General features: G+C 25.5%; 25 protein-coding genes. All 25 read right to left on the bottom strand.

Annotation, left to right across the window (positions count from 1 at the left end; all coding sequences use genetic code 11):
* Positions 1–5: 5 nt before the first annotated feature.
* Positions 6–2936 (bottom strand): caspase family protein, encoded by a 2931-nt coding sequence (locus ACZ5OA_RS02540; protein ID WP_464907958.1) that lies wholly within the window; start codon positions 2934–2936, stop codon positions 6–8.
* Positions 2937–2939: 3 nt separating this feature from the next.
* Positions 2940–3950 carry a lipid-A-disaccharide synthase gene (gene lpxB / locus ACZ5OA_RS02535; protein WP_464907957.1) on the bottom strand — a complete coding sequence of 337 codons (1011 nt, stop codon included), beginning with the start codon at positions 3948–3950 and terminating at the stop codon, positions 2940–2942.
* The gene (locus tag ACZ5OA_RS02530; protein ID WP_464907956.1) at positions 3925–4086 is read right to left on the bottom strand and encodes a hypothetical protein; all 162 of its coding nucleotides are present in this window, start codon (positions 4084–4086) and stop codon (positions 3925–3927) included. Before ACZ5OA_RS02530 ends, lpxB begins: the two co-directional genes overlap by 26 nt.
* Before the next feature lie 9 nt (positions 4087–4095).
* On the bottom strand, positions 4096–5454 hold the full coding sequence (gene mnmE, locus ACZ5OA_RS02525; protein ID WP_464908314.1) for a tRNA uridine-5-carboxymethylaminomethyl(34) synthesis GTPase MnmE: 1359 nt from the start codon (positions 5452–5454) through the stop codon (positions 4096–4098).
* Entirely contained in the window at positions 5441–6214 is a 774-nt protein-coding gene (locus tag ACZ5OA_RS02520) for a Jag N-terminal domain-containing protein (RefSeq protein WP_464907955.1), read from the bottom strand. The genes mnmE and ACZ5OA_RS02520 overlap by 14 nt, the downstream gene beginning before the upstream one ends.
* Complete coding sequence (yidC, locus tag ACZ5OA_RS02515; protein ID WP_464907954.1) at positions 6211–7779, bottom strand: membrane protein insertase YidC; 1569 nt, start codon at positions 7777–7779, stop codon at positions 6211–6213. The genes ACZ5OA_RS02520 and yidC overlap by 4 nt, the downstream gene beginning before the upstream one ends.
* 1 nt (position 7780) lies before the next feature.
* Entirely contained in the window at positions 7781–8095 is a 315-nt protein-coding gene (gene yidD, locus ACZ5OA_RS02510) for a membrane protein insertion efficiency factor YidD (protein ID WP_464907953.1), read from the bottom strand.
* Positions 8071–8319, bottom strand: a complete 249-nt coding sequence (locus tag ACZ5OA_RS02505; RefSeq protein ID WP_464908313.1) for a ribonuclease P protein component — start codon at positions 8317–8319, stop codon at positions 8071–8073. The genes yidD and ACZ5OA_RS02505 overlap by 25 nt, the downstream gene beginning before the upstream one ends.
* Before the next feature lie 53 nt (positions 8320–8372).
* Positions 8373–8507 (bottom strand): 50S ribosomal protein L34, encoded by a 135-nt coding sequence (rpmH, locus tag ACZ5OA_RS02500; RefSeq protein WP_464907952.1) that lies wholly within the window; start codon positions 8505–8507, stop codon positions 8373–8375.
* 118 nt (positions 8508–8625) lie between these two features.
* Positions 8626–8937, bottom strand: coding sequence for a type II toxin-antitoxin system PemK/MazF family toxin (locus ACZ5OA_RS02495; protein ID WP_464907951.1), 312 nt, complete (start codon positions 8935–8937; stop codon positions 8626–8628).
* Positions 8930–9166 (bottom strand): antitoxin, encoded by a 237-nt coding sequence (locus ACZ5OA_RS02490; RefSeq protein ID WP_464907950.1) that lies wholly within the window; start codon positions 9164–9166, stop codon positions 8930–8932. Before ACZ5OA_RS02490 ends, ACZ5OA_RS02495 begins: the two co-directional genes overlap by 8 nt.
* A 43-nt stretch (positions 9167–9209) precedes the next feature.
* Positions 9210–10133 (bottom strand): DNA polymerase III subunit delta, encoded by a 924-nt coding sequence (holA, locus tag ACZ5OA_RS02485; protein ID WP_464907949.1) that lies wholly within the window; start codon positions 10131–10133, stop codon positions 9210–9212.
* Positions 10130–11305 carry a M48 family metallopeptidase gene (locus tag ACZ5OA_RS02480; protein WP_464907948.1) on the bottom strand — a complete coding sequence of 392 codons (1176 nt, stop codon included), beginning with the start codon at positions 11303–11305 and terminating at the stop codon, positions 10130–10132. Before ACZ5OA_RS02480 ends, holA begins: the two co-directional genes overlap by 4 nt.
* A gap of 40 nt (positions 11306–11345) precedes the next feature.
* Positions 11346–14402 (bottom strand): SNF2-related protein, encoded by a 3057-nt coding sequence (locus ACZ5OA_RS02475; RefSeq protein WP_464907947.1) that lies wholly within the window; start codon positions 14400–14402, stop codon positions 11346–11348.
* A 98-nt stretch (positions 14403–14500) separates the two neighbouring features.
* Positions 14501–15052, bottom strand: a complete 552-nt coding sequence (gmhA, locus tag ACZ5OA_RS02470; RefSeq protein ID WP_464907946.1) for a D-sedoheptulose 7-phosphate isomerase — start codon at positions 15050–15052, stop codon at positions 14501–14503.
* Entirely contained in the window at positions 15046–16440 is a 1395-nt protein-coding gene (gene rfaE1 / locus ACZ5OA_RS02465; protein ID WP_464907945.1) for a D-glycero-beta-D-manno-heptose-7-phosphate kinase, read from the bottom strand. Before rfaE1 ends, gmhA begins: the two co-directional genes overlap by 7 nt.
* Positions 16437–17429: an ADP-glyceromanno-heptose 6-epimerase gene (gene rfaD, locus ACZ5OA_RS02460; protein WP_464907944.1), complete on the bottom strand. Its 993-nt coding sequence runs from the start codon at positions 17427–17429 to the stop codon at positions 16437–16439. The genes rfaE1 and rfaD overlap by 4 nt, the downstream gene beginning before the upstream one ends.
* Positions 17426–17914 carry a D-glycero-beta-D-manno-heptose 1,7-bisphosphate 7-phosphatase gene (gmhB, locus tag ACZ5OA_RS02455; protein WP_464907943.1) on the bottom strand — a complete coding sequence of 163 codons (489 nt, stop codon included), beginning with the start codon at positions 17912–17914 and terminating at the stop codon, positions 17426–17428. The genes rfaD and gmhB overlap by 4 nt, the downstream gene beginning before the upstream one ends.
* Complete coding sequence (waaF, locus tag ACZ5OA_RS02450; protein WP_464907942.1) at positions 17892–18800, bottom strand: lipopolysaccharide heptosyltransferase II; 909 nt, start codon at positions 18798–18800, stop codon at positions 17892–17894. Before waaF ends, gmhB begins: the two co-directional genes overlap by 23 nt.
* Positions 18784–19791, bottom strand: coding sequence for a glycosyltransferase family 4 protein (locus tag ACZ5OA_RS02445; RefSeq protein ID WP_464907941.1), 1008 nt, complete (start codon positions 19789–19791; stop codon positions 18784–18786). The genes waaF and ACZ5OA_RS02445 overlap by 17 nt, the downstream gene beginning before the upstream one ends.
* Positions 19763–20833, bottom strand: a complete 1071-nt coding sequence (locus tag ACZ5OA_RS02440) for a glycosyltransferase (protein WP_464907940.1) — start codon at positions 20831–20833, stop codon at positions 19763–19765. The genes ACZ5OA_RS02445 and ACZ5OA_RS02440 overlap by 29 nt, the downstream gene beginning before the upstream one ends.
* Positions 20808–22019, bottom strand: coding sequence for an O-antigen ligase family protein (locus tag ACZ5OA_RS02435; RefSeq protein ID WP_464907939.1), 1212 nt, complete (start codon positions 22017–22019; stop codon positions 20808–20810). Before ACZ5OA_RS02435 ends, ACZ5OA_RS02440 begins: the two co-directional genes overlap by 26 nt.
* Positions 22009–23145 carry a glycosyltransferase gene (locus tag ACZ5OA_RS02430; RefSeq protein ID WP_464907938.1) on the bottom strand — a complete coding sequence of 379 codons (1137 nt, stop codon included), beginning with the start codon at positions 23143–23145 and terminating at the stop codon, positions 22009–22011. Before ACZ5OA_RS02430 ends, ACZ5OA_RS02435 begins: the two co-directional genes overlap by 11 nt.
* A complete protein-coding gene (locus tag ACZ5OA_RS02425) occupies positions 23142–24221 on the bottom strand; it encodes a glycosyltransferase family 4 protein (protein ID WP_464907937.1) in 1080 nt (359 codons plus the stop codon). The genes ACZ5OA_RS02430 and ACZ5OA_RS02425 overlap by 4 nt, the downstream gene beginning before the upstream one ends.
* Positions 24218–25231 carry a glycosyltransferase family 9 protein gene (locus tag ACZ5OA_RS02420; protein WP_464907936.1) on the bottom strand — a complete coding sequence of 338 codons (1014 nt, stop codon included), beginning with the start codon at positions 25229–25231 and terminating at the stop codon, positions 24218–24220. The genes ACZ5OA_RS02425 and ACZ5OA_RS02420 overlap by 4 nt, the downstream gene beginning before the upstream one ends.

Raw genomic sequence — 25231 nt, 5'->3', positions numbered from 1 at the left:
TATTTTCATTTAGCACTAAGTGCGAAATCTGGCACACTTCTTGGAATAATTGTTGTTGGTTTTTGTTTACCTTTTGTTAGTTGTTTTACTCTGTTTGTAACATATAAATCAAGTTCTTTTATAGTAACTATTCCATCGTGGTCATAATCTGCTTTATCTTTTGCTATTCCTTCTAAAATCGCTTTTGTAAATGCTCCGTGTCCCCAGTCGTTTTGTTCGTAAGAGTATCCACTTCCAGTAGTTGCGGTCATAATTACACTTCCGATTCCACTATTTACAATTGATTTGATTGCCGAAGTTATATCTCTTCTATTTCCCATTATGCTACCACTATGGCAAGTATCTGCTAAAAGTATAACTTTTGAAGGTAAATCACTTATAGTATCTTGAATTTCATACCACGCAACTCCCGTTCTCCTTAATCTTTCAACATTTGCATTATACGGCATAAAATAATATTTTCCTTTTTCGTCATTTACTCCGTGTCCAGCAATAAATATCATTGCAACATCTTTGCTTGTAACTTCTCTATCAATCCAATCTAAGGCATCTAAAATATTATCTTTTGAGGCATTTTGATTAGTTAGAACTTTTACTTTTACATCTTTATAAATTTTACCTTTTTGAGCTTCAAACATTTTAGCAATTGACACGGCATCTTTGTCTGCTACTTCTAAATTATATTCATTATTTTTATATTTACTAACTCCTATACTCAAAATATAAAGAGTTGGTTTGAAAATATTTTTTGTTTTAGATTTTTTAATTATGTTTAGATAAACTGCATCACTTAAAGCATATCTGTTTTTTGCTTGAATTGAGATTATGTTTATTCCATTTTCAAGGTCAATTGTAATTGATTTAACTCCTTTTGATTTTTTTAATCTTAAAGCTCTTCGATCTAATTTTCTACCATTTTGAGTAATAATCACTTTTTTAATAGGAGTATTACTTTCAATTTTGTATTTTATAGTTATTTTATCTTTTAAAGTTGTTATTGTGTCATTACTTAAAAGAGTTACAACCGGTGGCAGTGAATTTAAAACATCAATTTTTTTTACTTTTTTTGTTCTGTTTGCAAAGGCAATTGCCTTTTCTTCACTTCCCAACTCCCAAATATATTTAATGATATCTGGTCTATAAAAAGTTTTATAAAATTTATCACTACTTACATATCTCGCTTCTTTATCTGGTCCTTGATTTATCCAATACCCCACATATTTATCACCACCAACACTACTTGCATAATATCCACTTTTTGACCAAATTACATATTCATTATCTTTACTTACGAAAATATTTAGCATTGGATAGAGTTGTGGAGTTAAATAAATATCAATATTTCTTTTTTTAGCAATTTCTATTACCTCTTTTCGTGAATAATGATATTTTTTCATAACTGCTTGAATATATTTTTCATCATATTTTCTTTTATTCAAATAATCCAACTCTTTCAAATTCCATACTTTTATAGTTTGGTCATCACTTCCACTAACTAATCTATCTCCATCAATAGCAATAGACCAAACTTCTCCTGTATGTCCGATTAAATTTGCCATCTTTTTTCCCTGTTTTGAATATATTTCAAGATGACCATGACTTCCACCACTAATAATATAATTTTTATACCAACCATAACATCTATGATTTAATCCATTATAAGGATTTCTTACAATTGATGCTATTTTTTGATTGCTTTTATATACATTCAAAACTGCATCAACATATCCATAAGGACCACCTTTTGAATGAGAAAGAGAATAATCCCCATTTATAGTAGAAATCCTATGAAAATTTTGATTATAAATAGATGATATTTTAAAATTATTTAAATTAATATATTTTTTAAGTTGTGTGTGTTGATTTATTTGTGTCATAGAAATATTTCCCCAAGCAATATTATTTCCTTCTATTCCAACACTCCAAACACTTTTTCCAACACCCTCTATTTTTGTTTTTACTTTTAGAGTATTAATATCCCAAATATATATTTCATTATTATTTCCACCGCCACTTACTGCTGTATGGTTATCAATAAAATTAACTGCCATAGTTAAATTAGTATGTTTTTCAAATGATGACTTTAATGAATAATTATTATTTACATTATAAATATTTATATTATAAGGATGTGCCCCAAATCCAGCAATTAAATATTTTCCATTAAGGCTATAATTCAGTCCTGATGGCTCTGTTTTACTTTTTATAATTTTTAAAAGGTTTAAATTGTAATCATAAATTCTTATCTCATTTCCATATCCGCAAACTGCAATATGTTTTTTAATTTTATTTATTGCAAGATATTGAAGCATATAATTAAAAGTATCACTTTTTATAATTTTTCTTTTTTGCATATCATAAATAGCTATTTTTTTATCATATCCAGCAGTAACTGCAAAATATTTGTTATGATTTTTTATAATTTTTACTGCATAAACTGCATTTGTATGAAAATAAATAGTATCAACTAATTTAAAATTATGCTTAATATCCCATATTTTTGCAGTTTTATCTCCTGAACCACTTATAAGATATCTGTCATCACTGCTTATTGAAAGGTCCAATACAACATTTTTATGAGATTTTAAAACTTTAATAAGTTTCCCAGTTTTATAATTGTAAATTCTAATATTTCCATACTCATAATTACCATTATTATTTAAATACCCTCCAACTACTAAATATTTTTCGTTATGACTTAATGCTATTGCATATATTTCACCACTATCAGCACCTATTTGTCCTAATATTTTTCTTTTTTCATGTCCTTGTTTATCCCAAACTCTAATAGTTTTATCATCACTTGCAGATATTATATCCCCATTTTTTGTAACGATAATATCTGTTATCTGTGCCGTATGACCTTTTGTGTCAAGTTTCAAAATTGCATTTGATGCAAAAAGCATAAATGGTAAAAGTAAAAGTAATAGTCTCATTTCTCATTCCTTTAAAAGTTTTATAACATTTTCACTACTTCCAAATTTTAAAATTTCTTTTAATTTTTGAGACTTTTTAAGCCACTCTTCTAAATTAGTATTTTTATAATCATCTATTAATTCATCAATATCAAACTCTTGTAAATACTCTTTGTGATACTTCTCTAACCCCTCTTTTTCAAAAATAATATTTGCTAAACCTACATAATTTAATTTAACAAACATTTTTGCTATTAAATATTCAATTTGACGAGCTTTATACATCAAAACAAAAGGAGTTCCAATAATTGCTGCTTCCAAAGTTGCCGTTCCACTACAAATATAAGCAAAATCACTCTTTAATAAAGTTTCGTGAGTATCAAAAGATATTTTAAACTGAGATATATCTCCATAAATACTCATATCATTTTTATAACTTTCTGGAACTACAAGCACTTTTTTTACATCAATTTTTTTTGCTATTTCTCTAAAAATAGGCATAAGAGATTTTATTTCACTTTTTCTACTTCCAGCTAAAAAAGCAACTTGATTATAAAGTTTATTATCTCTAAATGAAGTAATTTCATCTAAAAGTGGATTTCCTACATAAGTTTTGCCCCAATACTCTTTTTCAAAAGGAAAAATATAAGCTTTTTTATCAATTAATTCATTAATTACTTTTACTCTTCCTTTTTTCCAAGCCCATACTTTTGGTAAAATATAATAAATTATTTCAATATTTGGATTTACTTTTTTTATCTCTTTAGCAAGCGGTATGTTAAATGAAGGACCATCAATTAGTAAAACTTTATCACAGTTTTTACTAAGCTCGGCCATTTTTTTGATAGCTTCTTTTGCTTTTTTTATTTTTGGTAAAACATCCAAAAAACCCATCACAGCAAATTCTTTGCTTGAATATAATGAGTCTCCAAATTTTTCATCAAAAATACCAACAATATCAAACTTCTCTCTTTTTAAAATTTCTCCTAAGTGTAAATTTGCACTAGGTTCAAGACTTGATATTAGAAGTTTCATCTGTTTTTTTATTTTTATCATCTTTTAGAAAATCATCATTAAAAAAGTCATCATCAAAATCAGATTTTTTCTTTTTTTTCTCTTTAATTTTGTAAGATTTATCTTTTTTACTACCAAAATTTGTAGGCATACACATATCTACTCCTTATTTTCCAACACAAAAACTACCAAACATCTTGTCTAATACATCGTCATGTTCATAAGGTTTTGTAATTTTACTAATTGCTAAAATTGCTTCTTGTACATTATAACTAAATAGTTCAAGCTCAGCCGTTTCAATTAATTCATATGCTTCATTTATAGAATTATATGCATCTTCTACAGCTTTTACTTGTCTTTGAGAAATTAGCACATTATCCTCTGTATTTGAATAAGAATCCAAAATTTTTTCAAGTTTTTTCTCTATTTCATAATTTTCATCTTTTTGAGAAGTTTTAATTATATCAAATTCATTTAATTTAGTTTCATCAAATTTAGTTTCATCAAATTTAGTTTCTAAATCAATTTTATTTAAAACAACTAAGACATCTTTATTTGTGTTTTTGATGATTTCTAAAATTGCTTCGTCTTCTGCGTCAAATTTTCTTGAATTATCAAACATTGCAATAACTATATCAGATTCCCCAGCAGCCGCGCGGCTTTTGGAAATACCTATTTTTTCAATTTCATCAATTGTATCATCACGAATTCCAGCAGTATCAACTATTTTAATTATATGACTTCCGATAGTTATCTCTTCTTCGATTATATCTCTTGTAGTCCCTGCTATACTAGTTACAATAGCTCTATCAAAATCAAGTAAATTGTTTAAAAGTGAAGATTTTCCAACATTTGGTTTTCCAATAATTGCAACTTTATAACCATTAAACATAGCTTCTCTTTTTTTAGATGCAATTAATGATTTTTCTAATAATTGTGATAAAGTTTTAAGTCTATCTTTGATTTGATCTATCAAATCTTGTGGTAAATCTTCTTCTGCATAATCGATATTCACCTCTACATAAGCCATAATTTCAAGTAGCTTATCTCTAATATCATCTACAAAATGGCTTAAATCTCCACGAAGTTGTTTGGATAAAAGCTTTACACTCTCTTTTGATTTTGTTTCAATAAGTTTGGCAATTGCTTCAGCTTGGCTTAAATCTATTTTACCATTTAAAAAAGCTCTTTTACTAAATTCTCCAGCCTCAGCAAGTCTAGCACCCGCCTCTATTAAACTTTCCAAAACAAGCCTACTTACCGCAACTCCACCATGACATTGAAATTCCACAATATCTTCACCTGTAAAAGAGTTTGGATTTTTAAAATAGATAACCAAAGGCATATCAATTAATTCGTCATTTAAATTGTAAAATTTTGCAAGTTTTGCAACTCTTGGAGTAAAAGTGGTTTTGGTTAGATTTTGGGCTATTTTGAGAGAATTAGGTCCACTCATTCTAACGATAGAAATAGCCCCACTCCCATTTGCAGTGGATATTGCCGCTATTGTATCATTCATCTTTATTTAAAAACCTATTAACCACAACATATTGACTTCCATCTCTATTTTTTTTGATAGCCACATATTTATCTGGAAATTCACTTCTTAAAATCTCAACAGCTAAATATGCTAAAACACCGTCAAAAGTTCTTGTTTTACATCTTCCTTTTTCTTCAATCTCACGAATATAAGATTCAAGCAGTTTTCTCATCATTTCTTCTTGTTGTTCTAAAAATTCAGCAATTTCAAGTTTTACTTTATATCCATATTTTTGAGAAATCCAATTAAAGAGCATAGTTGAAAGTGCATTATATCTATATCCTTCTTTTCCGATTAAAAGAGCTGCATCTTCTCCATTTACTATAAAAATAATAGTTTCATCGTCATAAACTTTTACATCAATTTCTTTTATATCAAAACAACTCAATTTAAAAAGTTCATTTACTTCTTTTTTTGCTAATTTAACTACATCTTCGATAGTAATTTGTTCAATTTCATACTCAAAATATTCTGGTTTTACCCCAGTTGTTTCTTTTTTATTTTCTTTTTTATCTTGCTTTTCTTCTAAAATTTTTTCTACTTTTACATCTTTTTCTTGTTCTTTTTTAGATTTTACTATGACTTCAGGTTCTTGAACATCTATAATAGCTTTTTTAGAAAAAAATCCAAAAAGACCTTTTGAAGGAGATTGAATAGTTGTAATTTGAAGCTCAGAAATTGAAACACCAAAATTATCACTCGCTTTTTGATAAACTTCTTCTAATGTTTTACCTTCAAAAATCATTTTTTCGCTTCCTTTTTAGCTTCTTCAATAGCTTTCATTTTTTTATTTATTACAAGTTGTTGTAAGAATGATAAAATATTATTTGTTGTCCAATATAATACAAGTCCAGCTGCAAAACTAAAGAAAAAGAATGTAAATATAAGTGGTAAAAACTTGAATATTTTTTCTTGCATAGGGTCAGTAAAGTTATTTGGTGTAACTCTTTGATGCATATACATAGTAAGCCCCATCAATACTGGCAATATAAAATATGGATCCATACTACTCAAATCACTAATCCATAAAAAGCTTGCACCTTTAAGTTCAATTGCATTTATTAAAACTCTATAGATTGAGAAGAAAATCGGAATTTGTAAAATCATAGGTAAACATCCACCTAAAGGATTTGCACCCTCTTTTTTGTACATTTCCATTGTCTTTTTTTGGAATTTTTGTGGGTCTTTTCCATATTTTTCTTTTAGCTCTTTCATTTTTGGAGCCATCTCTTTTAGTTTATACATACTTACCATTCCCTTATATGTTAGAGGGAATAAAATAAGTCTAACTAAAACAACAAATAAAATAATAGCTACACCCCAATTATGAACTATATTATATAAAAATACAATAATGCTAAACATAGGCTTAGCTATAAATGTCATAAACCCATAATCAACTACTTTTGTAAGTTCTGGATTTATATTCTTTAAAACTTCTACATATTTTGGACCCATATAACCATTTAGTTTTAAATTTTGTTCACCTTTAATATATAAAATAGGAATCTCATCTTTTGCATTATCACTCATTTCAATAACTGTCATAGGGTTTTTAAGATTATACATAAAAGTTGTATAATATTGATCAACCATTGCAGCTATTTTCATATTATGAAATGTTTTCTCTTCTGCATCACCATCTTTAATTTTTTCCAAAGAGCCATCTGGATTTTCTAAAATAGCACCATGAAATGCATACATATTTGTGGCAGCTTGTGGCTCATAACCAACAGCTAAGAAATATGGCTCATTTTTTGAAAGTTTTACATTTAAATCATAATGACCATCTGGATAAAAAGTAATAATTTTTTTAAGAGTTAACTCTTTTAGTTTTTGAGTTATAGTAACTGTTTCTTTTTTACCATTTAAAACAACATCACTTTTATCTATACTTACAGGTGTATGAAAAGCTTCTTTATTTAAATTTTCATTTTTAAATCTAATTTCCATAGGTTTTGGAAGTTTATCTCCCAATAAATTAAGTTTATGACCTTTTTTATCATTAAAAATATTTTTTTCTAAAATATATTGTGAAATTCTTCCTAATTCATCAATATGTACTTCAAATGCAGATGATTTTATTGTAGCTATAATTTTTGCTTTTTTTACTTCTGTTTTTGATATTTTTTTTAAATTTTGTGTTTGATTATTTGTTTGTGTAGTGTTTGTACTAGTAGCTTGTTGTTGTTCTATCTTGTTTGCTTCTTTAGTTTGAGGTTGTATAACAAAATAACTATAAGCCATAAAAAATACAAATGAAATAACCGTAGCTATTATTATTCTTTTCATCATTCCTTCATCTTTCATCTCAATCCTTTAATACTTTTATAATATAATAAATATCTTTTTTATAAGGAACTATCCAAAACTTTATATCTATTATTTTTCCATATACTATTTTTTTTGGTTTAAATCTTATTTTAGGGTAATCTATTCCACCTTCAAACAGCTGATTACATCTTAATATTCTTGTAGTTGTTTTAAAAGTAGCTGTAATTACATCACTATTAGCAAACAACCATTTTGAATATTCACTACATGTTGGATAAAATCTACAATTACTTCCTGTTATAGGGGAAATATATTTTTGATATACATTTATTGCTTTAATTGCAAAAGACATTTATTTATATCATTCTTTAAAATTTCAAATTTTAATTCTTTTATATTTGGTTTAGCTAAATATAAAAAAGTACCATTTTTTATATCTAACTCTCTACTGATAGCTCTTAATCTTCTTTTTATTTTATTTCTAATAACAGCATTTCCTACTTTTTTAGAAACTACAAAGGCAAATTTAACATCATTTGATGGTAAAAAAATCAATGAAAAACATTTAGTATTGATTCTTTTACCTTTTCTATAAATATTATTAAATTCAGATTTTGTTTTTAAAGTGATTAAACTGCTAATTTTTTTCTACCTTTTGCTCTTCTAGCATTAATTACTCTTCTTCCACCTTTTGTAGCCATTCTACTTCTAAATCCATGAGTTCTTTTTCTGCTTATTTTACTTGGTTGATATGTTCTTTTCATCAAGTTCTCCTTATTATAATTTTAAGTTTGCAATTTTACTATAATTTTTCGTTAAATTCAATTAAACTGTGATTTTATTTTTATTATTTCTTTTTTTAATGTTTTTTTATCTTATTATTTATTCAATTAACATCTCTTTTATAACTTCTTTAATTTGTAAAATTATTTCTATATCTAATTCATCTAATTTTTTAATTACTCTTTGTTTGTCTATTGTTCTAATTTGATCTAAAACAATATAAGAATTTTCATTAACTTTCACTCTGGTAGGATAATTTCTTGACTTTGAAGTCATTGGAGCTACTATAATAGTATTGATATTAAAATTCATTTCATTTGGAGAGATAATAACACAAAGTCTAGTTTTTTTTATTTCTGCTCCGATAATTGGATCTAAATTTACTAAAACTATTGAATATTGACTATACATCTATATCTTCGTCAAATACATCATCAATTAAAAGAGTATCATCACTGTTTTTCCTCATTTTTTTAAATGCTTCATCCCATCCTTTTCTTACATTCTGATTGATAGGTTGGATAATAAGATAATTACCTTTTGAAATAATCTTTGTTGTATCTGTATTTAATCTAAATTCTTTAGGAATTCTAATAGCTTGAGAATTTCCACTTCTAAAAACTTTAGTAATTGCTTCCATATTCAACCTTTTTTATTAAGTATATACAAATAAGTACTTTTTGTCAATTAAAGTGTAATTTTATTTTTATAAATGTAGCGAAAAGCACTGCTGTTTTATCTTTACTTGATTTGATGTCAAGTTCAGATTTGAGTAAAATCTTAAGAAATTCATAAAATTGTTGCTCTTTTAGAGATGAAGCAAATGTTTTTCTTTTAGCTTCCATTTGAGGTGGAATTTGATAACCTAAACTTTCTTTTGAAACATTTTGATAAGAAAAATTTTTAATATACAGATGAAAAAGATATAAATTTTTAACATATCTACTAAAAGCCATCAAAATTTGAGTTTCATCAACTCCTTGACCGAGTAAAAATCTAAGTTTTTCTAAATAATCACCTTTTTCAAACAGCGTATCAAATACATCATCAAAACTTGTTTGATTAAAATTAAAAACTAATTTATCGATGATATCATTATTTATTTTTTCCACTAGCATAAGTTTATCAAGTTCACGAAACAAAAATCTATAATCAATTTTTGCTATTAAATATTTTAGATGATTTATATCTATTTGTTTATTTCGTTTAGCCAAATATTCGTTTGAAGCGATTATCAAATCTTTTAGTTCAGGCTTGAAAAATCTGACAAAATTTTTACCAAAAGGTTTAGTTTTCGCTTTTTTATCTTCTCCACTAAAAAAAATATATAAATTATTCCCCTTTAAAAGTTTTATAAGTTTATCAATATCTTTGGGCCATTTATCTGTTTTGATTATAAGAGTGCTACTATCTCCAAAAAGAGAATTTTGAGAAATATGTCTTTTTGCAATATCAAAATTATATTCATCAAAATATAACTTTAAAACTTCACTATTTTTGGTCTGTTCATTTATCTTATCTTCATAAATCGATAAAAAAAACTCATCCCCATAAAATAGAAAAAAATTTGGAAAAGTGTTTAATTTAGCAACTTCCCATATTTTCATTTTTTATCCAACTCTTCTATTCTTTCTAAAACACTTGGATGTGAATGATACATAAGTGAATAAATTTTACTTGATTTTGGAAATGATTTATTCTCTTTTACAAGTTTAATAAGAGCTGATTTTAAATTAGAAGCATCTCCAAGCTCGGCACCCATCTCATCGGCTGCAAATTCATTATGTCTTGATATTAAATTAATTATAGGTGATAAGAAATAGAAATAAACTTCTCCAACAATAAAAGCTAAAACTAAAATATTTCCAGCATTTTTTTGAATATGAAGTCCATCAAATAAACTATCTGGTAAATTTCCAATTATAAAGAAAAGTCCAAACATCATAACTGCCATCATTGCTATATTTTTGATTATATCTTTATGTTTGAAGTGACCAAGCTCGTGTCCTAAAACTGCTAAAATCTCTTTTGGAGTAAGTTTTTGCACTAATGTATCAAACAAAACTACTCTTTTAGTTTTTCCAAACCCACCAAAAAAGGCATTTAAACGACTATCTCTTTTACTTGCATCCATTACAAAAATTCCACTCGCTTTAAATCCAACTCTATCCATAATAGATTCAATACTTTCTTTTAACTCTTCATTGTCTAATGGAGTAAATTTATTAAATAGCGTCATAAAAATAGGATAAAGCATATTGATTGCTAAAATCACAACAAATACAAAAGCAAAACTAATAAGCCACCAGTTTTTGAAATTATCTATGAAGTAAACAAGTGCCCAAAACACAGCCCCACCAATAATAATAAAAAGAGCTATTTTTTTAATCTCATCAACTATAAAAAGTTTCCAACTTGATTTGTTAAATCCAAATTTTTTGTCTATAATTTTTGAATAAATAACAACCGGCAATGAAACTATATAAACTAATGCAAAATATGAAAAAATAGTAACTAAAGAATTATTATTATCAAAATAGTTTATAAGCCAAAGCCCACCTGAAAGCAAAACCACAACAATCAAAAATGAACTTAATGCATCAAATACATCTATAATTTTTTTATAAACTGCATAAAGTCCAGCTTCTAAATACTCTTTCCTCTGCATCAACACAGCTTCTTTACTAGCTTCTTCTTTTATGTAAAAACTTTCGTGAATATCAAGTCCTACTCTAAATGAAATATAAAGAGTAAATATTATCAAAAATCCTATTAACATTTTTTTCCTTTTTTTATGAAATTATACACTATTTAAAAACTCACTTCAAAAGATCCAACAATTCACTTTTATCGAAAGTTGAATCATTTTCATCATAAATAATTTTTTGCATATTTGCTTTTTTATTTTGAAGTTCTATTATTTTTTGCTCAATTGTATTTTCTACAATCAATTTATAGACAAATACCGGTTTATCTTGCCCTATTCTATAAGCTCTATCTGTTGCTTGATTTTCCACAGCTGGATTCCACCAAGGGTCATAATGAATAATAGTATCTGCCTCTGTTAGGTTTAGGCCAACTCCCCCAGCTTTTAGTGAAATTAAAAATATTTGAATATTCTCTTTTTTAAATTCATTTATCACTTTCTCTCTATTTTTGGTAGCACCTGTAAGTTTTACATACTCTATTTCTCTTTTTTGAAGTTCTTCTTCAATAATTTTAAGCATAGAAGTAAATTGTGAAAAAACTAATATTTTTCTATTTTCAAGTAATAATTCATCTACAATTTCTAGAAATAGATCAAGCTTTGCTGATTGATTTATTACTTTTTCAAGTTTTAGTAACCTTGGGTCGCAACACACTTGTCTAAGTTTGAGAAGTGCATCTAAGATAGTCAGATGAGCTGAATTTAAACCTTTTTTTGAAATAGCTTCTTTTACTTTTTGTTCCATAGTTACACGAATAGTCTCATAAAGTTTAGCCTGTTTTTCATTAAATTGTGTATATTTTATAATCTCAGTTTTAGGTGGAAGCTCTTTTACTACATTCTCTTTCGTTCTTCTTAAAATAAATGGTTTTAATTTTCTATGAAGCAAATGTTGTTTAGCAAAATCTTTCTCTTTTTCTATAGGATTTTGAAAATATTCTTTGAAAAATTTATAACTACCCAAAAATCCTGGCATTAAAAAGCTAAAAATTGACCAAATTTCCCCTAAATGATTTTCAATTGGTGTTCCACTTAATGCTAATTTATGTTTGGATTTCAAAAGTTTTACACTCAAACTAACTTTCGCATTTGGATTTTTTATTTTTTGAGCTTCATCTAAAATAATATAATCAAATTCAAACTCTTTTAATTTATTAATATCCCTTGTTAAAACAGCATATGTAGTAATTACAATATCATATTTATCTAATTCACCAAAAATATGTTTCCTATTATTTCCATATAATAATATTTTAGATAAATCTGGAGTAAATTCTTCTATCTCATTTTTCCAATTAGCTAACAAGGAAGTTGGAACTACAATGAGTGAAGTTTTTAATTTTTCATTTTCTTTTAATCTAAGTAAATGCGCTAATGTTTGAATTGTTTTTCCAAGTCCCATATCATCAGCTAAAATTCCATTAAAAGAGTATTCCCATAGAAAATTCAGCCAATTAAGACCATCTTTTTGATAATCTCTAAGCTCTGCTTTTAGATTTTTAGGAAGGCTTACTTGTTTAATCCCTTCAAAATTCTTAAGTTTTTTAGCAACTTCAAATATTTTTTTACTACCTTTTATCTCTAACTTTTCAAGCTCATCCAATAAAACAGCATCTGCAAGAGTTACTTTCAATCCATTTTTTTCTTTTTTCTCAAACAAAGCCATTATTGTTTTAATAATAGGTTTTAAAGTATCACTTTCTACCTCAACAAAATAGTTTTTATTAACTTCTAAAAATAATTTTTTAGGCAAAAGTTCTAAATCTTCAAATTCATTTATAATTGACGATACCAATGGTGCAAGTGGTGCTTTTTTACCATTAAATTCAAATTCAAAAGACAGATTAAACCATCCATCTTTTTCATCTGATTCTAAAACTATTTTAGAATTCTTATCAAAAACCAAATCAAAATCTTCACTTTTTTCAATAATCCACCCATCATTTTTCAATTTTTCTAAACTATTGAAAAATATATTCCAAAGTTCCAATTTTTTACTATTTTTTTCTAAATAAACAAAAATATTATTATTAGATTTATCAAATTCAAAACCAAAGCTATCTTCTATTAATTTTTTATAATTTTCTTCTTTTTGTGAATTTCTAATAATTATAATTTTATGATCATCTTCGAAAAACTCTTTTTTATCTCGCCTTGGATAAAAAAAAGATATATAATCATCATATTTAAAATCTAATTTAAAAGAATCATTAAAAAGAAAAATTCTTGGTATTGGAGAAATTTCAACAATTTTTGTTTTTATCTCTTTTGGAACTAACAAATCCACATCTAAATATTTCAAAATTACATTTGCAACTTTTGTAATATCTTTAAATGTAACTGGTTTTAATGCTAAAATCTTAGATAAGTTATTACCGTCAATATCTATTTCTTCTAAACAATTTTCTTTTTTATTTATAAAAAATGGAGGATTTGATGAGATTAATTCTTTATTACTATCTACTTTTAAAACATATTTATCTTCTTCATTTTTTTCAAATTTTAATTTTAAATTATCTGTTTTTTTAAGAGTTACTGGCTCTTTATTATCTTCAATATATAATTTTTTAAACTTTATTATTGTTTTTAATGCAAAATTACCTAATTTCCCTCTAAAATTATCTACACAACAATCTCTACTATCCAAATCACTTAATCCTCTAAGAATTGGTAAAATTTCTTTATCATATTCATCTTCTAAATAAGAAGAATGAGCTAAAAGTTTTACTTTTTTACCTTTTGATGGAACTTTTGTTTTTAATAATTTAACCTGATAAAGATAAATAGCACCACTAATTAATTTATATATATAAAATTCTTCATTTAAGTTAACTTTTTCAAGAGAGTTAATCCACAAATCAAGAGATGAATATTTCATATCTTGTAAATTTTTTTGATAATATAAACAAGACGCGGCTACATGCTTACAATTATAGCCTATTTGGCATGAACATTTTCCTTCTATATTAAGAGTTTCATCTTTTGTAATTTTAATATCTTGAATATACTCTTTATCATCTTTTATAGTAGAATTTAACCTAACAAAATTATCACTATTTTCTATTATATTACACTTTAAAACAGCTCCTTTTTTAAATAATTTTAAACCTTCTTTATAAAAAAACAGTAATATTTTCATTTGAATTTCTTGTGTAGTCAATTTTAGCATTATAAACCTTTAAAAGTTGTAAGAGGATATTATATCACAAATTGAAGAGTTTCGTAACAAACGCTGACTTAAACACACTGAGCAAGAGAAAAAATAACTTAAAACTCCTCATCAACAATTGCACAAATCATATGACCGACCATTATGTGCATTTCTTGAATCCTTGGAGTATCATTTGAAGGTATAACTAAATTTATATCGCCTAAATCTTTCATCTTTCCACCACTTTTACCAGTTAAAGTTATTACTTTACAACCTATGTTTTTAGCACTTTCGATTGCTTTTATTACATTTAAGCTGTTTCCACTTGTAGAAATTCCTATAAGTAAATCTCCTGCATTTGCTAGTGCTTCTGTTTGACGAGAAAAAACATACTCATATCCATAATCATTTCCAATTGCGGTAAGTGCTGAAGTATCGGTTGTAAGTGCAATTCCAGCAAGAGCAATTCTCTCTTTTTTAAATCTTCCGCTTAATTCCGCTGCAATATGTTGAGAATCAGCAGCACTTCCACCATTTCCACAAATTAAAACTTTACCACCATTTTTAAGAGTATTTGTAGCTAAAACTCCTGCTTCTTGAATTAATGGCAATAAATTTTCCATCTTTTTTGCTGTTTCAATATGAGCATTTAAACAATTTTTCAACATAATTTCATCCTTTCAATTATACTTGTAGTGCTTTTTCCATCTACAAATTCAATAAGTTTCACTTCTTTTGCGATGTCACTTCCTACCACTTCTTTATCTTTATAATCCGCACCTTTTACTAAAATATCGGGCTTAACTTTTTTAATAAGTTCATATGGAGTATCTTCATTAAAAATTACGACATAATCCACCACTTCCAAACTTGCAAGTAAATAAGCTCTATCAAATTCATCATTCACGGGACGAGTAGAACCTTTTAATCTTGATACAGAATAGTTTGAATTCACTCCCACAATTAGAACATCACCTAAAGCTCTTGCTTTTTGTAAATATTTCACATGTCCTAAATGAAGAATATCAAAACATCCATTTGTAAAAACCATTTTTTTATTTTCTTTATGTAAAGATTCACTTAATTCTTCAATTTCATCAAAATTAACTATTTTATGCTCTACTGAATTATCAATGTTTTTTTCATAATGAAGTATTTCATCAATTGTAACAACTGCACTTCCTACTTTTCCTACAACCACAGCAGCAGCCGCATTTGCAAAGTGCATAGCATCAATTAAATTATCATTTTGAGCTAAAAAATATCCTAAACTTGCTAAAACAGTATCACCTGCTCCAGTTACATCAAAAACTTCTTTCGCAAGAGTTGGAATTTGAATAAATTTATCCCCAAAAAGTGCCATTCCATCTTCACTTAAAGTAACTAAAAGATATTCTAAATTAAGCTCTTCTTTCAAAGCCCATCCTGCTCTTAATAAATCCTCTTTTGAATTAATTTCTATTCCAGTTGCTACTGATAATTCTTTTTTATTTGGTTTTATCATATAAGCATTTTGATATTTATAAAACCTATTTTTAGGATCAATTATAAGTTTTTTACCATTTTCATTTGCTAAATTTATAATATTTTGAGTTAAATTCTCTGTTAAAACTCCTTTAGCATAATCACTAAGTAAAATAACATCAATTTTTGAAATATTCTCTTTTACAAAATTTATAATTTTAGCTTCATTTTCTTTTGAAATATCTTCTTTTGATTCTTTGTCATATCTAATAACTTGCTGATGAGATGAGATAACTCGACTTTTTATAATTGTTTTTCTGTCTTCATCTACAAAAACACCACTTGTATCTATGTTTTTTTCATTTAAAAGTTTAAACATTCTTTCATTTTCATCACCTAAAACAGTTGAGACAATTACATTTGCACCCAAGCTAATTAAGTTATTCACAACATTTCCAGCCCCACCAAGTCTATCTTCTTCTTTTATTACCTCAACAACTGGCACTGGTGCTTCGGGCGAAACTCTATCACTTTTTCCCCATAAATAGTGATCTATCATAAAATCACCAATTACTAAAATATTTTGTTTCATTTTACTTCTGCTTCATAAATTCTTTTAATTTCTGGAATATATGATTTTATACCCTCTTCTAAACTAAATTGTGGATTATAATTTAACTCTTTTTTAGTATCTTCTATATTCGCCTGAGTAAAATATTGATATTGACTTGCAAATGGATTTGAAATATATTTATCTTCTCTTTTTATATTTAATTCTTTTTTTAGAATATCTACAATATCTTGAAAACTTCTCGCAATTCCTGTTCCTACGTTATAAACCCCATTTTTTGCAGTTGTAGCTTTTACATTGGCTTGAATAATATCTTGTACATAAATAAAATCTCTCTTAATTTTATCACTTCCTTCAAAAAGTTTTGCATTTTCACCTTTTAGAAGTTGTAAGCCAAATTGTAGAATCATTGATGCAGTTTTATTTTTAAAATATTCTCTTTCTCCATAAACATTAAAATATCTAAGCCCTACAAGTTTTATTTTGTCATAATACTCTTTTGCTAAATTATCCATCATCAATTTTGAAAATCCATATACATTATTCGGATTTTCTTTCCCCACTTCAAAAATATCACTATTTCCATAAGTTGCTGCACTACTTGCATAAACCACTGTTGCTTTCATCATTACAGCCATATCAAGTAAATCTCTAAACGCATTTACATTTGTGTCAATCATAATTTTTTGATCTAAAACAGTTGTATCGGAAATAGCCGCTTCGTGAAAAATATAATCAAAGTTATACTCTTCTAATCTTTTTAAATTTTCTTTATTAGTAATATCACCACTAATTACAATACCTTTAAATCCAAGCAAATTTTTGAAATGTCCAAAACTTTTAAGATTTCCGTTGCTAAAAGTCTCTTCACTTCTAAATTTATCAAAAACTACTACTTTTGCATCGGGATAATTTTCTTGAAAATAAAAAGCTAAATTACTACCTATAAATCCAGCTCCACCTGTTATTAAAATTGTTTTATTATTAAAATCTGTATCAATATATTTCATAAAAATCCTTTTTTACTAATTATATCAAAAATATTTCCCTCTTTACTAACTAATATATTTTTATCAACTCCAGCTTTTTGACCTGCTTCAATATCTCTACTTGAATCACCTATTAAAATTGAATTTGCTAAATCAATATTATATTCATTCGTTAAATCTAAAATCATTTTTGGAGAAGGTTTCCTACATTCACAAACTCCACTAATATCTGGATGATGAGGACAAAATATAACATCTTCAATCTTAATTCCTCTTTTTAGAAACTCATCTTTCATCCATTTAGTTAAATTTAAAAATTCTTCTTCAGTGTAATATCCTCTTGCAATTCCAGATTGATTGGTAACTACAAAAATCTTATACCCTTTATCTTGAAAATGTTTAGCAAGTTTAAAAATCCCATCTCTAAAATGAAAATTTTCAATTTTACCAACATATCCATAATCAATATTAATTACTCCATCTCTATCTAGAAACAAGGCTTTCATTTAACTCCTTTATAGCTTTTATTACATCATTAGCTTTTATTGATTTCATACATTCATGAGTTTTCAAAGGACACTCCCTTTTCATACAAGGTGCACACTTTAAGTTTTTCGTTACTATTTTATAATTTTGTGAATATGGAGAAGTTTCTTTATATTTTGTAGGACCAAAAACTGCAACTATTGGCACATTAAATGCAGAAGCAATATGCATCGGACCACTATCATTTGTTACAAACATACTAAGCCCCGCTATTCTTTCACAAAGTTCTCGAATTGAGAGTTTTCCACATAAATTTTGATAATTTTTAATCATTAAATTTTTTTCAATATCTTTTGCGATATCTTCTTCCCCTGGACCACCGAAAATAATAATATCATACTCTTTTGCCATCTCATTCGCTACTTTTGCAAATTTTTCAGGATACCATCTTTTTGCACTTCCATAGGTTGCCCCTGGATTAATTCCAAGAGTTGGCTTATTATATTTAAAAGGAGTAAAATATAGTTTTGGTTTATAAATTTCTAAATTTTTATTAAGTATATTATCTATAAATTTATTATATTTTTCTACTTGATGGCCTTCATAATTTTTAGAAAAATTAAAACTTTTTTTAGCAGAAAACTTCATGAAAATTTTTGAATAAAAACTACTTCGAAAACTTACTCCAAACTTAGCTCGAATTTTAAAAAGTTGTTTAAATCGGTGATTTCTATCATCAACTACAATTTTATCTACTTTTGGATGATTTTTAAAAAGTTCAGTTGAGACAAAACTACCAAAGATTATAACTTCATTTGGATTTAAATTATCAATTAATTTATCTACTGCCCCGCTTGCCATAACAGCATCACCAAGCCAAGTAGGAACTTCAATTAATAGTTTCATTTATTACCTTTAAAGTTTCATTTACATTTTTTTCAATAGAAAAATTTTGAGCAATTTGATAATTTTTTTCTTTAATTTCATTTAAATAATTTTCATCATCTAAAAGTTTTTGAATTAATTCTATTTTATAATCTTTTGGATTTTTCATTACAAAACTTTTATCCAAGATCTCACTTGCACCATTTTGAGCAGTCGTAAAAACTACACATTTATAACTCATTGCCTCTAAAACTACATTGCTAAAAGGTTCATAATGAGTTGGAAAAATAAAAATATCGGCCATTGAATAAAATTTATTTACATCACTTCTTGGACCTGTAAAAATAGCATTTACATTCAATTCTTTTGCTAAATTTTTATAATAGTCCATCTTTTTTTCTTTACCAACTATAAAAAGTTTATAATTTTTTAGTTTAGAAACAATTTCTAAAACTTCTTCAACACCTTTTCTTTTAAATCCACTTCCAACATAAAGCAAAATTTTCTCATTTTGGATATTAAATTCTTTTTTTATATCATCAAAATTCGCTATTTTTTTAATCGGTACACCATTATAAATTACCTCAACTTTTTGTGGATTTATGTTGTAAGTATTGATAATTTGCTTTTTTACCATTTGTGAATTTGCTATTATTTTTTTAGCATTTTTAAACATTCTTTTTTCAATAAAAAGATAAACTAAATGAAGAGGATTAAATTTTGACTTTTTCTCAACTTCCAAAAAAACTTTATGAACTCCGTCCCCTGCACGATAAATATCTGGACAAACAACTCTTTCAAGTGAAAAATAGAATTTATCTTTTTTATTTAGACAAACTTCTAAATTATACCAAATAGCCTTTATCCAACTTGCTAAAAATTTTGGAGCAGAGGAATATTTTATTTCAACTTCTATTCCCAACTTTTTTAATCCATCACTCAGACGAACTAAATAATTCTCCGCCCCTCCAAATTTGTTTTTTTTAAGACGAAGGAAGGTTATTTTTTGCATTAAGTTCCTTCATAAATTGTACTATCTCTTTTGCTCTATTTTCCCAAGTAAATTGTTTTCCCATTTCATAAGCATTTTTTGAAATAATTTCTAATCTTTCTTTATCTAAATTTAAAATATAATTTAATTTATTTAAAAAATCCTTTTTATCACCTGCTTTAAATAAAAATCCATTTTCTCCATCTCTAATTATTTCTTTAATAGGTTTAAAACCACTGGATAAAACAATATTAGATGTCATTAAATACTCATAAAGTTTTATTGGTGTTGAAAAATTATTATAACTAGAACTAATGTTTGGAATTACCGTTAATTTACTTTTCTTTAATATCTTTTTAATCTCATCGTGAGTTTTAAATCCCAAAAATTCCATATTTTTACCTGCTTTTTGTTGTAATTCTTCTTTTCTTTCTCCATCTCCAATTATTTTAAGTTTTATATCTAAATTTTTAACCGCACCTATTAAAAAATCAACTCCTTTCCATTTCTGAAAAGAACCAATATAATAAATTTCCTCTATTTTAGAAAAATCTTTTTTTATATATTCAGTTGTAAAATTAGTACCATTATGGATAACTTTTTGAAATTTAGTAGTTTTAAAATACTTATTTATCTCTTCTTGTAAAGATTGATTTATAAAAGTAAGAGCTAAACTATTTTTATATACAAATTTTTCTATATCTTTTATCTTTTTATTTGTATTAGAAAAAATTTCATGTGCTTCAAAAATAACTTTTGCCCCATTTTTAATTAAAAATTTAGCTATTTTTAAATGTCTTACATAAAAATAGTCATAATTTTGAATCTCTTTTTTTAAATTAAAATTAAAAATTTTATTACTTCTTATTAAAAATTTTTTAGATAAAGGTTTTAAACTTAGATCACATTTTAAACCATAAAAATCTAAAATATTTTCCCCACTTTTTTCATAAACAAGTGTTGTATCAATTATTTTAGACAATTCACAGCTTGTATTTATTACAGAAATTGTCCTTGCCTTTTTTGATGGCAATTTTTCAGGATAAATATATGCTATTTTCATTTTTAGCCTTTGCAATTAAAAATAAACCAAAATATATTAACAAAAATTTCAATTCTCTTCCTTCTACTAATCCTCTTATTAAATAATAACCAATAAAAGATGTTGTTATTGATAATGTATATAAATTTAGTGATTTGTAACTTTTATATAAAAATATAAATACAAAAATTAAAAATGTTATAACACCTATAACTCCTTCTTTATAAAAAATTTGTAATAAAAATGGTTCATCACTAAAATAACGTAATTTATTTCCTTCTTTAACACCAAACTTTTTAGGTGCATGGTAAAAATTAAGAAATTTATCATATTGATAATTATCAGGACCACCAATTCCTGTAATTAAATTACCATATTTTAAAAATATAGGTAATCTAGTTTTAACAATTACATCTCTTCCATTTGGAGATACTCCTTGATAAAGTTTTTGTTTTAATAAAGATGAATGCTGATAGATATAATATCCACTTCCTACTAAAATAGCAGATATTACTCCAACACTTACAATAATTCTTTTTATATACTCTTTTTTTAAATAACTTAAAGCAATAATAAATATTACTGTTTCACCAATCACACCTACCCATGCCCCTCTAGCCCCTGTTAAAAGCAGTTCTATAAAACCTATTGCTAATAATATTAAAGTAATATATTTGAGCTTATTTCTAAATATAAAAAAACTACTTAAAATAAAAGGATATATAGTTAAAAAATAGTCACTATAATTTCTGGATAATCTTATTGATAAATTAAAATTAGGATTATTTTTGATATATATATAAGCATATCTGATAGTATCATAAGCAAATGCTAAAATAATCATATAAAATAAAATTTTCATCATAAGTCTTTTATCTTTTATATTCAAAGCTATAATAACAAAAATAGAAGTATTTAAAAATTCAACTTCAAATTCTTTAATTGACTCAACACTATTTGAAAACGAAAATATTATAGATAATATAATTGAAAATAAAAATAAAAACAGAGTAATAAATAAAGATTTATTTTCTACAAAATATTGTTTATATAAAAAAGTTTTATTTTTAAATATATCAATAAAATAAAATAGTATTGCACCATAAAGACCTATATATTTTATTTTTGTTAATCCCTGAACAAAACTTCCAAATAAAAACATACCTAAAAAAATAATAATTAAAAATTGAATATTTTTATAATTCATTATAAAACCCCTCCAGTGAAAAAGCAATATTAAACCAGTCATATTTATTTGCTGTTTTTAATGCTTCTTCTTTAATATGCTCTAAATTTTTATTGTTTAAAATTATATCTTTTGCTACATACTCAAATTTATCATAATCATCAATTAAAAATGAGTTTTTATCACTTAAAAATTCTACTAATCCACCTTTTTTTGAAGCAATAACTGTTTTGTTAGCAGCTAATGCTTCTAGTGCGACCATTCCAAATGGCTCATTAAATTTAGATGATACTATTACAAAATCAGCAAAATTATAAGCCAAATACATCTTTTGTGGAGGGATATAATCATTAAAAAATATATTATTTAATTTATTTGTTTCTATATATTTAATCAAATTATCATAAAAATTTCTTCTATCACCAGATTTTGAAATTTCTCCAAAACAATAAAATTTATATTTTTCATTATCTTTGAATAAATTTGCAAGTTTAATAAATTTTTCTACTCCTTTTTCGGGACTAATTCTTCCAAAATAACAAACATTAATTTCATCTTCTTTCTTTTTTAAAATGGATTTAATATTCTGTGAAAAATCTTCTATATCTTTAAATTTCTTAGAATCTACTCCATTATAAATAGTTTTAAAAATATTACTTTTAATAATATTTTTATTTTTATAAGAGTTTTTAATATAGTTACTACACCCAATAAAAGCATCAACTTTTGGATATGGATTTTTTGAAAATTTATTACTTTCATTATGCATATGTAAAATAATTTTTATATTTGGATTAAATTTTCTTATCCAATCAATAATTTCTTTTGAGTCATAATAATTATGAATATGAACTATATCAGGATTTATATCTTTTATAATATTAAAAACTCTTTTATTATAAGAATAAACATCCCATGCCAAAATTTTTTGAAAAATTCTTTTGTAAATTCTACTTAAATGAATTCTATGATAATAAACTCCATTTTTATATTCTTTTAGTGGTAAAAATTTACTACTCAATGAAATAATATGTGTTTGATAAGAAATAATTCTTTTTGAAACTTCATCAATCCAACTTTCAACTGCCGCACCTGTTGTAGGTGGAACTGGATGTATCGGTGCATTAAACATTACAACTTTTTTCATTCTATTTCTCCAATTAAAATTTGAATAGTTTTTTCCCAAGTATAATAATCTATTACATACTTTCGAGCATTTACTGACAAATTATTTCTATTTTTTAAAGCTTTGATTATATTTTCTTTTAAATCATTAATATTATTTATTTCAAATAAAAATCCATTTTCACCATCTTTTACAATATCAATCATACCACCATTTTTACTAGCCACCACAGGCAATCCACACGCCATTGCTTCTATAAGAGTTATACCAAAAGCTTCATGTCCTATACTCGGTTGAACAAAAATATCACCCATATTTAGATAATCAGGTAAAAGTTTGTTATCTATTTCTCCTAAAAAAAGAACTTTTTTTTCTACTTCTAAATCTTTTGCTAAATTTTTTAATTTATCTAAATATTCGCCTTTTCCTATTAAAATATAACAAGCATCTATATTTTTCAAAGCTTTAATAACTATCTGAAATCCTTTCCATCCTACAATTCTTCCAACACTTATCAAAATTTTTTTATTTTCCAAATTGTATTTTTTTCTAAAGTCTTTTCTAATTATTAAATTAGGCTTAAATATATTTATATCAACACCGTTAGATAGAATTATAACTTTTCTTTTATATCTATTTTCTATAATTTTTTTATTTGCATTACTTACAGCAAACATAAAATCCACATATTTCGCAAAAAATTTATCAAATCCATAAAAATCTTCCCCACCTGAAATAAAAACTGTTTTAATATTAGGATTAATTTTTTTCATAAAATAACAAGTAAAAAAATCCAATGGTTTATGAATTAAAAAAAAATCATATTTTTGAGTTTTTAAATAAGAATAAGCATTTCTAAAAAAGCTAACTCTTTCTCCCAATTTTTTAAACCTATTTCCTAAATCTAAAATTTTTTCTCTTGAAGTAAATTTAAACATTTTTAAAGGAATGTTTTCATATTTTATATATTTTCCAACTCCACCTATTAGTTCTATTTGATGACCTTGTTTTATAAGCTCTTTACTAACTTCCCAATAAAATGTTTCAATTCCACCACTTTTTATTGTTGTTGTTATGTTATACATACAAAATTTCAAATTTTGTCCTTTAAATTTAAATAACTTTTATAAGCCTCATCTACTTCAATTAATTTCATAGCAGAATTATCTCTATCTTTTTTTGGTAATTTTTGTATAAAACTTCCTTCTTCTTGAATAACTTCATGAATATTTAAATCTTGATAAGGTCCTATCTCTTCTGATGATGTTGGAGAAAATAGAGAAATAGTTGGAGTTTTTAACGCAACTGCTAAATGCATAGTCCCAGTATCATTGGTTATAAGCATTTTTAAATTATTAACTAAATTTGCAAGTTCAATAATATTAGTCTTACCACACATATTTATAATATTTTTGTTTTTTACTTTATCAATTATTTCATCAGCTAAGTTACTCTCATTTTGAGTACCAACAATTACAATTTTTTCACCATTTTCTAATAATTTTTTTGCCAATTCTATAAATCTATCAATAGGCCACATTTTATAAATATCTGCTGCACCTATTTGAAAGCCAATATATTCTTTAAATTTATCAAATTTAGGGTTATCTTCAATTTCTCCTATTTCCATAGTTGGATCAATTACTTTACCACCAATTTTTCTAACTAAATCTAATCTATCTTCAATTGTATGTTGCTGTTTTTTAGAGAAATCAAACGATAAATATTTTTTTAAATAAGTCTTAGTAGGATGTTTTAAAACATATTCACTTCCACTTAAAATAGACAATTGAATATCTTGTGGTCCATTTGAATGAAAAATAAAAATTATTTTAGGCTTAACTTTTTTTAATTTAATAACTGCTTTAAAAAAGTTTTTATATTTCCCATCATATTCAATAATTTCATCAATATATTTAAAATTTTTAAATAAAGGAGCATAACTACTTTTCAAAACTGCTACTATTTTATTATTAGGAAATGATTTTTTTAATGATTTTATAGCAGGAGTAGAAAGTATAGTATCACCCAATGCCGTATTAGAAACTACTACAAAAGTATCATTTTCATTTATTTTTAAAGTTTCAATTTCTTTTGCAGATTTCAA

Source organism: Thioreductor micantisoli (assembly GCF_055392745.1).
Note: the sequence above shows the minus strand (reverse complement) of the source record. Positions and strands in the feature narration are given on the sequence as shown.

Excerpts from the sequence above, each read along its gene's own strand:
- ACZ5OA_RS02530 (WP_464907956.1), bottom strand. The coding sequence starts at position 4,086 with ATGTGTATGCCTACAAATTTTGGTAGTAAAAAAGATAAATCTTACAAA.
- lpxB (WP_464907957.1), bottom strand. The coding sequence starts at position 3,950 with ATGAAACTTCTAATATCAAGTCTTGAACCTAGTGCAAATTTACACTTA.
- rpmH (WP_464907952.1), bottom strand. The coding sequence starts at position 8,507 with ATGAAAAGAACATATCAACCAAGTAAAATAAGCAGAAAAAGAACTCAT.
- holA (WP_464907949.1), bottom strand. The coding sequence starts at position 10,133 with ATGAAAATATGGGAAGTTGCTAAATTAAACACTTTTCCAAATTTTTTT.
- yidD (WP_464907953.1), bottom strand. The coding sequence starts at position 8,095 with ATGTCTTTTGCAATTAAAGCAATAAATGTATATCAAAAATATATTTCC.
- gmhB (WP_464907943.1), bottom strand. The coding sequence starts at position 17,914 with ATGAAAGCCTTGTTTCTAGATAGAGATGGAGTAATTAATATTGATTAT.
- ACZ5OA_RS02490 (WP_464907950.1), bottom strand. The coding sequence starts at position 9,166 with ATGGAAGCAATTACTAAAGTTTTTAGAAGTGGAAATTCTCAAGCTATT.
- ACZ5OA_RS02440 (WP_464907940.1), bottom strand. The coding sequence starts at position 20,833 with ATGAAAATAGCATATATTTATCCTGAAAAATTGCCATCAAAAAAGGCA.
- yidC (WP_464907954.1), bottom strand. The coding sequence starts at position 7,779 with ATGAAAGATGAAGGAATGATGAAAAGAATAATAATAGCTACGGTTATT.
- ACZ5OA_RS02435 (WP_464907939.1), bottom strand. The coding sequence starts at position 22,019 with ATGAATTATAAAAATATTCAATTTTTAATTATTATTTTTTTAGGTATG.
- waaF (WP_464907942.1), bottom strand. The coding sequence starts at position 18,800 with ATGAAACTATTAATTGAAGTTCCTACTTGGCTTGGTGATGCTGTTATG.
- ACZ5OA_RS02430 (WP_464907938.1), bottom strand. The coding sequence starts at position 23,145 with ATGAAAAAAGTTGTAATGTTTAATGCACCGATACATCCAGTTCCACCT.
- rfaD (WP_464907944.1), bottom strand. The coding sequence starts at position 17,429 with ATGAAATATATTGATACAGATTTTAATAATAAAACAATTTTAATAACA.
- ACZ5OA_RS02445 (WP_464907941.1), bottom strand. The coding sequence starts at position 19,791 with ATGCAAAAAATAACCTTCCTTCGTCTTAAAAAAAACAAATTTGGAGGG.
- ACZ5OA_RS02495 (WP_464907951.1), bottom strand. The coding sequence starts at position 8,937 with ATGTATAGTCAATATTCAATAGTTTTAGTAAATTTAGATCCAATTATC.
- rfaE1 (WP_464907945.1), bottom strand. The coding sequence starts at position 16,440 with ATGAAACAAAATATTTTAGTAATTGGTGATTTTATGATAGATCACTAT.
- ACZ5OA_RS02520 (WP_464907955.1), bottom strand. The coding sequence starts at position 6,214 with ATGATTTTTGAAGGTAAAACATTAGAAGAAGTTTATCAAAAAGCGAGT.
- ACZ5OA_RS02540 (WP_464907958.1), bottom strand. The coding sequence starts at position 2,936 with ATGAGACTATTACTTTTACTTTTACCATTTATGCTTTTTGCATCAAAT.
- ACZ5OA_RS02480 (WP_464907948.1), bottom strand. The coding sequence starts at position 11,305 with ATGTTAATAGGATTTTTGATAATATTTACTCTTTATATTTCATTTAGA.
- ACZ5OA_RS02475 (WP_464907947.1), bottom strand. The coding sequence starts at position 14,402 with ATGCTAAAATTGACTACACAAGAAATTCAAATGAAAATATTACTGTTT.
- gmhA (WP_464907946.1), bottom strand. The coding sequence starts at position 15,052 with ATGTTGAAAAATTGTTTAAATGCTCATATTGAAACAGCAAAAAAGATG.